The 266-nt window shown below is 64.3% G+C and carries 1 pseudogene; it reads right to left on the reverse strand.

Annotated elements, in window-relative coordinates:
• Positions 1–266: pseudogene (locus SB772_RS41790) on the reverse strand (sugar ABC transporter ATP-binding protein); the annotation flags it as partial.

Genomic DNA, 266 nt, shown 5'->3' on the forward strand with positions numbered 1-266 from the left:
CTTGCGGGCCAGCGCCTTGGCAATCTCCACCATCTGGCGGCGCGACAGCGGCAGGTCCTTGACCAGCGACGAGGGATGAATGTCGGATGCGCCGGCCCGCGCCAGCGCTTCTTCGGCGATCACCCTTTGCCGGCGCCGGTCAATCAGGCCGAAGCGCAAAGGAGGGTTACTGATGACGATATTGTCGGCAACCGACAGGTCCGGGATCAGCGAGAGTTCCTGAAAGACGCAGACAATACCGGCGGCCGTTGCTGCAGCCGGACTGG

Source organism: Paraburkholderia sp. SIMBA_030, from assembly GCF_046535245.1.
GTDB lineage: Bacteria > Pseudomonadota > Gammaproteobacteria > Burkholderiales > Burkholderiaceae > Paraburkholderia.